Below are 8,888 nucleotides of genomic sequence, written 5' to 3' on the forward strand. Positions count from 1 at the left end.
TGTCCTTTTTAGGATTTACGAGAATATACAAAATGCGAATATTTCAATGATCCTTCTGTGGATTCAGGAGTCTCTTTTATTTCACAAATCAACAAATTAAGAGATATCTAATTTCACAGGCATAAGACCAGAATTTCAATTTATCCAAATTTTGCCAAAAATTTAATATTGCTTTTCAAAAACAATTTAATCAATTCAGAATTATTATCAAAATGATTTTTTCTTTTTGACCAGAAATAAAATAACTGAGTGATGTGGAAAATCGCTTCGGATATTAGTTGTCCATAATGTTAAATTGTCTGCAAAAGGGAAGGTTAGGATTCTTGAGTTGTTTCATTTTATAGCAACAAGTAAAATTTTTTCATATCAATTAAGCTATAGACATTTCGCATGAGGATTTGAATGCGAAAATTTTTAAATATTGCAAAAATGATTAGCGATCAGAGTATCAGTTTTTATCTTCAATTTATTATAATTTTCAAAAAATCTATTGAATTTAATAATCCTAATGATTATATTTAGCAAAAAAATCGTTGATCTTTTTTGGCGCTTAGATAATAAATGCGAGTTTAAATGCAATAATAAATGTTCATCAGCTTATTGCTGCGACAAGGCTTGGTTTAAAATAATTGTTTCTATGATGTCGCATCTACTCCGCTGCTGTTTCTTTTGAACTAGCTTGTTTTGGGCAAACTTTTCCTTTCAAGATAGCCCAACAAAAAATGCAAAATCTATAAGAAAAATGGAAGCCAATAAAATGAAAGCGATCCTTAACTCTTCCCACCAACATTTAATTGGATCAAGTTTTAACGATTTTGAAAATAGTGCAATGACATTATTTCAACACTCGCCGATCCCAGCTTTTATTTTTCGTAAAATCAAAGATGAGTTTATATTGGTCGATTTCAATACCGAGGCCTGTAAGATCACTGAAGGAAAAATAGAAGCATTGTTGGGTTCAAGTTTTTCAAATTTGACCAAAAATCTTCCTGAGGCACAGCAAGAGATCGAGCGATGTTTTGTTCACCAATCAACCGTTGAAATATGTCGAAACTATCGTCTCCTTACAACGAATCAAACTCGGGCATTAGCTACTAAATACATTTATTTGCCGCCTGATCGGGTGGTGATCTTTAGCCAGGATGTCACGATGATCAGGGAAATGAATAAATATTTAGACGATAGCAGAAGATGGCATCAGGAGCTATTCGATCTGTTACCACAAACAATATTTGAAACTGATGTTGACTTTAAAATTGTTTATGCTAATAAAGCAGCTTTTAACATTTTCGGTTTCGATCGTTCTGATTTGAATAGCGAACTAAGTGTTTTTGATTTGGTTATTCCAGAAGAACATGAGAAATTAAAACGGAATGTTTATCAATTAACACATGGACTGAAAACAAGCGGCAATGAATACATCGTTGTTCGAAAAGATGGCACTAGATTCCCAGTTTGTGTTTATTCGATTCCGATCATCAGAGATGGTAAGGTAACTGGTTTAAGAGGTATTCTGATTGATATTTCCCCCTATAAAAAAGTTCAGGATGATCTCCAACAGGCTAATTTATTGTTGGAGCAAGAGGTCAAGAAGCGCACGGCTGATTTGCTTGAAACGAATCGCAGCTTGATCACAGAAATTGAGCACCATCAATATACCCAACAAATGTTGAGTCAAAGTGAACGGAAATATCGCGCTATTATGGAGCAAAGCGCTGATTGCATCTTTCTAATCGACATGGAAACCAGAAAACTGATTGAAGCCAATCGGGCATTCCAACAGTTATTGGGATATTCTGCTGATGAAATAGAGAGGATTCAAATTTACGATATTCTTGCTTCTAATCCAGCAGATTTTGATGATATTCTATATTCGATTCAAGAACAGAAAACAATTTCCTCAAGACAACAACTATTTCGCCACAAAAATGGCAAGTCGGTAGGGGTCGAAATAAGCGCGAGTTTGATCGATTACGATAGGCAGCGAATCATTTGTGTATTTGCAAGGGATATAACAAATCGTATCCGCTACGAAAAGATTCAGCGAGTGATCTATCAGGTGTCAAAATCGATTGCACAAAATAGAAATTCCCAGGAGCTATTTCACTCACTTCGACTAAGTATTGGAGAACTTCTCGATACCTCAAATTTGTACATCGCACTTATTAACGCTGATAATATTGTTTATTATCCTCAATGCCAAAATGAAAATGGTTCTTCTGCTCAAGCAGCATTCGATAAAATTCTTATTGAACACATTATTCATAGTGGAGAACCGATTCTAATTAATTCTGAATCTTCTCTTATAACAGGATTATTTGATAAAATTGAACCCAACTTTTTGATCGCTAAGTCGTGGCTTGGAGTCCCATTAATATCTGATAATCAAATTATTGGAGCCATCACTGTTCAAAACGAAAACAGCTCAAATGAATATACAAAAGATGATCAAGAACTTTTGGAACTGATCGCTAATCAAATTGCAAGTGGTGTCGTACATTTAAAAGCTGAAGAGCAGCTGAATCTCACCCATCAAATTTATAAAGAATCAATTGAAACCGCAAAAGGTGTGCCTTATCGGTTGAACTTTGACACCAATCGCTACGACATAATGAGTCGAAAAGCTGAAGAGCTGCTTGGGATAGATTTTAATCAAATCACTTTGGATCGCCTTAAATCGATGCAGCAAAAAATTGTCGTTAAAAATCCCAATTACGCTGATAACCCTGCTGAGTACAGTCGTGCATTTCGTAGAGGAGAGCTGAATGAGTATGTTTCAGATTTTCTGATTATGACTCCAAAGGGCGAACTCAAATGGATCAGCGATTGTGCCATCCCCATTCGTGATCAGTCAACCGGTAAAGTGATTGGATCATTGGGGATATTGCAGGACATAACCGAGCGCAAGCAAGCAGAGCAGAATCTAAAAGAACAAGAGTTATTCATCGAAAATATATTGAATTCAATCGGCGCCCATGTTGCAATTTTAAATGAAGAGGGAGTTATTGTTTATGTTAACAAAGCTTGGACCGATTTTGCAATTGCCAATGGCTTAAAAGCGAATCAAGTTGGTGAAAATTACCTATCAGTATGTGATCGTGCAATTGGACCAGGCGCTAATGAAGCTGCTCAAGTGGCGACTAACATCCGAAAAGTCATATCGGGTCGATTAACCAGCTTTTCTATGCAATATGCTTTTCAATCTGGTCAGCAACGTCGCTGGTTTAAAATGGACGTAACGCGCTTTCGCAAGCCAGAGCCAGCGTTTGTTGTCATTACCCATGATGATATCACGCATTTAAAGTATGTTGAAGAAGCACTACAAGCCAGTGAAATGCGCTATCGTCATATCGTAGAAGACCAAACTGACATCATTTGTCGCCATCATCCTGATGGAACAGTTTCGTTCGTTAATGGCGCTTGTTGTCGTTTCTTAAACAAGACACCAGAACAAATCATTGGCCAAAAAGAATTACCTGTTATCCATGGGGAAGATCTAGAATTGATAAAGAATTATGCAAAATCGCTTTCCTCCAAAAATCCAACAATCGCTTTTGAACTTCGTCTTATTCGTCATGATGGTTGCATACGTTGGTTTCATTGCAGCTTACGTGCAATCTATGATAAACAAAATAACATTCGTGAATATCAGACGGTAATGAGGGACATTACTGATAAGAAAAAAGCCGAACAAGAATTAGAAAAATATCGGGCTTACCTAGAGGACTTGGTGAGGGAACGGACCAAAGCGCTCAATATTTCAAATCAGAAACTAAATAGGGAATTGATACATCGTCAAAAGGTTGAATCGGCGCTGCGGATCACTAAACAACGATTTGAGCTGTTATATGATGAGAATCCATCGATGTATTTCACGCTTGATTTCAAGGGTAAAATTCTTTCAGTCAATAAGTTTGGTGCAAAACAGTTAGGCTATGCCGTCAATGAACTATTAGGCAAATCAGTATTCATTATGATTTATAAAAAAGATAGGCCTGTGGTTAAACAACAAATTAATGATTTAAAAATTAATCCCAAATCGATCCTTAGTTGGCAACTGCGGAAGGTCCGTAAAGATGGCAGCATCCTCTGGGTAAAAGAAACCGCCCGTTTGGTTCAAGATGATCAGAATCGACCGATGATTTTAATTGTTTGCGAAGACATTACCGAGAAAATCAATTATCAAATCGAACAACAAAAATTGATTAAACAGTTGAATGAGCGAGAAAAATTAGCTGTACTTGGACAGTTTACAGCTGCGATTGCTCATGAAATCAATAACCCGCTCGATATCATCATGACTCAAATCGATCGATTAAAAGAAAAATATAATTCTATAGATGACTTTTCAATCCAAGCGCAAAAAATCGAATCCCAAGTAATGCGGATCAATCGCCTTATTAGAAATATTTTATCTTATGCGACGCCAAAATTAATAACCTTTCTCCCCGTTAACATTAATCAATTGATACTTCGAACCATCGAAATGTTGCAGGCTTATTTCAAAGAAGGAATTACTATTGAAACCAAACTATGTTCGGATTTACCGATGGTCTATGCTGATGGTGTGGGATTAGAAATCGTGCTTAAGAACATAATTATTAACGCAATTGAATCCATTTCACAAGTAGGCAAAGTAAAAATAGCTAGCAGACTCGCTGGAGACCAAGTCATAATATCAGTCAAAGATACTGGAATTGGAATCGACAAGGAAAATATGCAAAATTTGTTTAAGCATTTTCACTCGAACAAAAAAGAGCGTGGTGGTACTGGATTGGGCTTGGTGATTAGCCAGGAAATTATAAAAAAACACCAGGGACATATCTCTGTTAAAAGCCGAGTTGGCTATGGGACCACCTTCTCAATTACATTACCTCTAAGCAACAAATGATCATAGCTCCTGGAGGATCGGACAATGAGCTTGATATTATTGGTAGATGATGAGCTTGAGATTCTTACTACTCGCTCAGAAATAATACAAAATTTAGGATATGATTGTATAACAGCTAAAAGTGGTAACGAAGCAATCACACAAATCCGAGAGAATCACATTGATGTAATATTAACCGACCTTATCATGGAACAAGGGGATGGTTTTGCACTTCTAAATGCTGCCAAAGAAATTGACCCCGATATACCAGTTATTTTGTTTACCGCATATGGAACCATCGAATCAGCGGTTGAAGCCATGAAATTAGGGGCATTTGACTATATTCAAAAGCCCATAAATAAGGACATGTTAGCATTAGTATTAAAAAAAGCCATTGAATTTCGTCAGCTCAAGCAAGAAAACCTTGTTCTAAAACACCAAGTTAATAAACAATTTCAGCTAGATGGAATGATTTATAAAAGCCAATGTATGCTGGAAATATCCCGAAAGGTAATGAAAGCTGCAGCTTGTGATGCAAGTGTATTGATTTGGGGCGAATCTGGGACGGGAAAAGAAATGATTGCTCGAAATATCCATGCAAAAAGCAATCGAAAAGACAATCCTTTTGTTCCGATCGATTGCGTTGCTTTACCACCCACATTGATGGAGAGCGAACTTTTTGGTTTTGAAAAAGGATCCTTTACAGACGCCTCGCGAACCAAAAGAGGATTGTTTGAGATTGCCAATGGCGGCACCGTATTCTTTGATGAAATTACCGAACTAGATTATGGACTGCAAGCAAAATTGTTGCGTGTACTTCAGGAGCAAGAATTCCGTCATGTTGGCGGGACTGAATTGATAAAAACTAATATCCGCATCATATCTGCGACCAATCAAAATCCCGATAAAGCAGTAAAAGAAAAAAAATTAAGACATGATCTATATTATCGTCTAAATGTGATTCAAATTCCTGTACCACCGCTTAGAGATCGAAAAGAAGATATCCCACTGTTGGTCCATCATTTTATAGATGAATTTAACCCCAGACTTCTTAACGAAATTAAAGGGATTACTAACGATGCAATTCGACAGCTTACAAATTATCATTGGCCTGGAAACGTCAGAGAATTGAGGAATGTGATCGAACAAGTAATGTCGATGGCGGAACATGAGACTATCGGAGTAAATGACTTGCCCGATTATATCAAATTATCAGATTCGTCTCAAATCGATGATCAGATATTAAGCATGAGCTTTCAAGAAGCTAAGGAAAGATGTCTCAGTAATTTTTATAAAAAGTATCTTGGATACCTTCTCAAAAAATACAATGGAAACATTAGCAAGGTCGCAAAAGAATGCGGATTAAGCCGCTGGACGATATATCGAATGATTCAAGATGCACAGTTATAATAAAATCTGAAAGCTAGCGAAAAGCATTGTTATTTTTTTACTACATAATATATACTTATTTTTTTTCGCAACTTGCCTAATTTTATTTTTATTGTAGCAAATAATTAACAAAAATTTTGATTGTAATATTTATTTGCCTCTTTTCATCAACTCCTTTATTCTATTAATTATCAAATATATGACTCCCTGCCATTTTTGTTCCACTCTTTGGCACAGGAATTGTTATTAATAATAATTGAGATTTATTAAAAAATATAAAATCAATTTAATATTTTGCTTGAATATTTGTTAGAATCAATTCAATAACCAAAATGGAAGCAAGGCATATCTTATTTTGGTTAATAAAAATAATTGGAGATAATATTCAAGTAATTAACACAAAGCGCTAATACTAAAAAGACAATAGCTGACTTTCTTAAAAATAACTTTGTTCTGATCTAAATTTGATGGTAAATCTCTTTGTTTTGTTTTTAATTTAAAATTACCTTTTTGAAAATTGTCTTTGGTGCGCACAAATAAAAAAGTTACTCTCTGAGTTCCCCAAGTCTTAAAACGAGTAGCTCCGATAGCCACAATTAAGGACTTTCTAATCGTGAAAATGCTTTTTTGAAAAAAAATAGGTGCTATTTTTTATGTAAAAATTGCCAATTCTTCAAAATCAGAATTCATGGATGATTTAAATGATGAAAACTATCAAATCTTCGGTCATCGTTTCCGAGGATTCCAAAGTCGCTACTCAACTGACGGATATTCTTTTGAAGCATGATTATACCGTTACAATTGAGAAGTCGATCCTAAAATTTATCTGCAATATTTTGGATAAAGAAATAAATCTCCTGATCCTAGATATGGATGTACCAAAAACCTTTAATTTAGATTCGATCGAGATCATCAGGAAAATACGTCCCAGACTTCCAATTATTGTGGTTATGGCAGATACCTCCCTCGATGCATTGAAAACTATGGTACAAAAAGGAGTCTTTTATACCGCCATTAAGCCAGTGCAGTCAGAGGACCTAAATGAGGTGATCAAAGCACTTGATCTATCAGAAACCAGAAAGAATCGAAATAGCAGCTATAATTGCATGATTAATTGAACCAATATATTTTATTAGATGCCATGAACTCGCAACCGTTATTCATTGATTCTAACAACGTACCGCACTGGTATGCGATATACACTCAGAGTCGTCATGAAAAAAAAATTGCCCGATTGTTAAGCGAGAAGGGACTCACAAATTATTTGCCATTAATTGAAGTCTACCATCGCTGGAGCGATCGATATCAAAAGGTGCTCACTCCGTTGTTTAGTTGTTATGTTTTTGTTTTTATGGCGCTGCGGGATCGATTCAAAGTGCTCCAAACCGATGGGGTGATCAAACTCGTCTCCTTTAATGGACAACCTGCAACCATTCCCGATCATCAAATCGATGCCATTAAACGGATCATGACAGAAAAGATGCGAATCGATCCCATCAATTGTTTCGTTACTGGCAAGAAGGTTAGAGTCCGACAAGGGCCATTAAAAGGAATAGAAGGCACGCTCGTGCATAAGAACAACAAAAATAGATTTGTTATTGCCATCGATGGAATACGGCAGGCACTTTCGATAGAAATAGATTATCGTGATTTAGAAATCTTGAGAGAGGGGTAAATCGTGGTTCAGATTAAAAAAATAAGTTTTTTACTTTTCATGTTGCTTCCATTCTGGATATTCGGGCAGGAGAGATTGATCAAACCTGGTGATGCCATCGAAATTATTGCCCCACAAAGTGCGGAGCTGAGCCGCACCGTAGTAGTAGCGGCTGATGGCACGGTTGATTTTCCCGCCTTACAAGGATTGCCAGTGGACGGTATTACGCTGCAACGTTTCAAAGAAATTTTGATTGCGCAACTTTCCCGTTATCTGGAAAGCACCCCATTAGTGATGGTTCGCTTTAGTGAAAGCTATCCCATCAAAGTGACAGTGCTCGGGCAAGTGGCAATGCCAGGGCTATATCCCATCGCCAATACCGCCACATTGCAGGGTGCCATTGGCGCTGCTGGCGGGTTTATTCCTGGAGCGCAGCTATCGAAAATCAAGCTCATTCGGACCGTCAATGGCGAGAGGAGCGAGCAGGTAGTCAACATGGAACAGTTTTATCTCAATGGCGATCCCTCTGCCCTGCCGTTGCTAAAAGACGAGGATACCATTGTCGTCCCAGGCAATCCCTTGGCAACGAATGTGAAAGTGCTGGGAGCAGTAAAGAATCCTGGCAGTTATGAAGTGTTTTTTCAAACCACGCTGCTGGATGTCATTTTTCTCGCTGGTGGCGCTACTGCGGATGCAAATTTAAAGAAAATCAAAATCGTCTCATTGACTGGGCAAAGCGCCCGTGAGGTGCCCATTAATATCAAAAATTTATTGAAAGCCAAAAATTTTAGTTCCATTCCCATCGTGGTTCCAGGCGATGTGGTTTATGTACCCGAAAGGAAGGTAAGCTGGGGGAAATTTCTGAATTTGCTTCGTGATCTGACGACCTTAGCAACCCTCTATTATTTAATCTATCTCACTAACCATTGATTTGCAATGGCCAAAACCGATGATCGTAACCTCATAAAAGCGAGT

General features: G+C 37.0%; 5 protein-coding genes. All 5 read left to right on the plus strand.

Annotated elements, in window-relative coordinates:
* Positions 1–757: 757 nt before the first annotated feature.
* The 5 genes from ONB37_11500 (at position 758) to ONB37_11520 (ending at position 8,843) form a co-directional block, all read left to right on the plus strand.
* Positions 758–4,891, plus strand: a complete 4,134-nt coding sequence (locus ONB37_11500) for a PAS domain S-box protein (protein ID MDZ7400781.1) — start codon at positions 758–760, stop codon at positions 4,889–4,891.
* Positions 4,892–4,915: 24 nt separating this feature from the next.
* Complete coding sequence (locus ONB37_11505; protein MDZ7400782.1) at positions 4,916–6,280, plus strand: sigma-54 dependent transcriptional regulator; 1,365 nt, start codon at positions 4,916–4,918, stop codon at positions 6,278–6,280.
* 680 nt (positions 6,281–6,960) lie between these two features.
* Entirely contained in the window at positions 6,961–7,377 is a 417-nt protein-coding gene (locus ONB37_11510) for a response regulator (GenBank protein MDZ7400783.1), read from the plus strand.
* Positions 7,374–7,934, plus strand: a complete 561-nt coding sequence (locus ONB37_11515) for a UpxY family transcription antiterminator (GenBank protein MDZ7400784.1) — start codon at positions 7,374–7,376, stop codon at positions 7,932–7,934. Before ONB37_11510 ends, ONB37_11515 begins: the two co-directional genes overlap by 4 nt.
* A 75-nt stretch (positions 7,935–8,009) precedes the next feature.
* Positions 8,010–8,843 carry a polysaccharide export protein gene (locus tag ONB37_11520; GenBank protein ID MDZ7400785.1) on the plus strand — a complete coding sequence of 278 codons (834 nt, stop codon included), beginning with the start codon at positions 8,010–8,012 and terminating at the stop codon, positions 8,841–8,843.
* Positions 8,844–8,888 lie beyond the last annotated feature (45 nt).

Source organism: candidate division KSB1 bacterium (genome assembly GCA_034506395.1).
Classification (GTDB): Bacteria; Zhuqueibacterota; Zhuqueibacteria; order Thermofontimicrobiales; family Thermofontimicrobiaceae; genus Thermofontimicrobium.

Excerpts from the sequence above, each read along its gene's own strand:
- ONB37_11500 (MDZ7400781.1), top strand. The coding sequence starts at position 758 with ATGAAAGCGATCCTTAACTCTTCCCACCAACATTTAATTGGATCAAGT.
- ONB37_11505 (MDZ7400782.1), top strand. The coding sequence starts at position 4,916 with ATGAGCTTGATATTATTGGTAGATGATGAGCTTGAGATTCTTACTACT.
- ONB37_11510 (MDZ7400783.1), top strand. The coding sequence starts at position 6,961 with ATGATGAAAACTATCAAATCTTCGGTCATCGTTTCCGAGGATTCCAAA.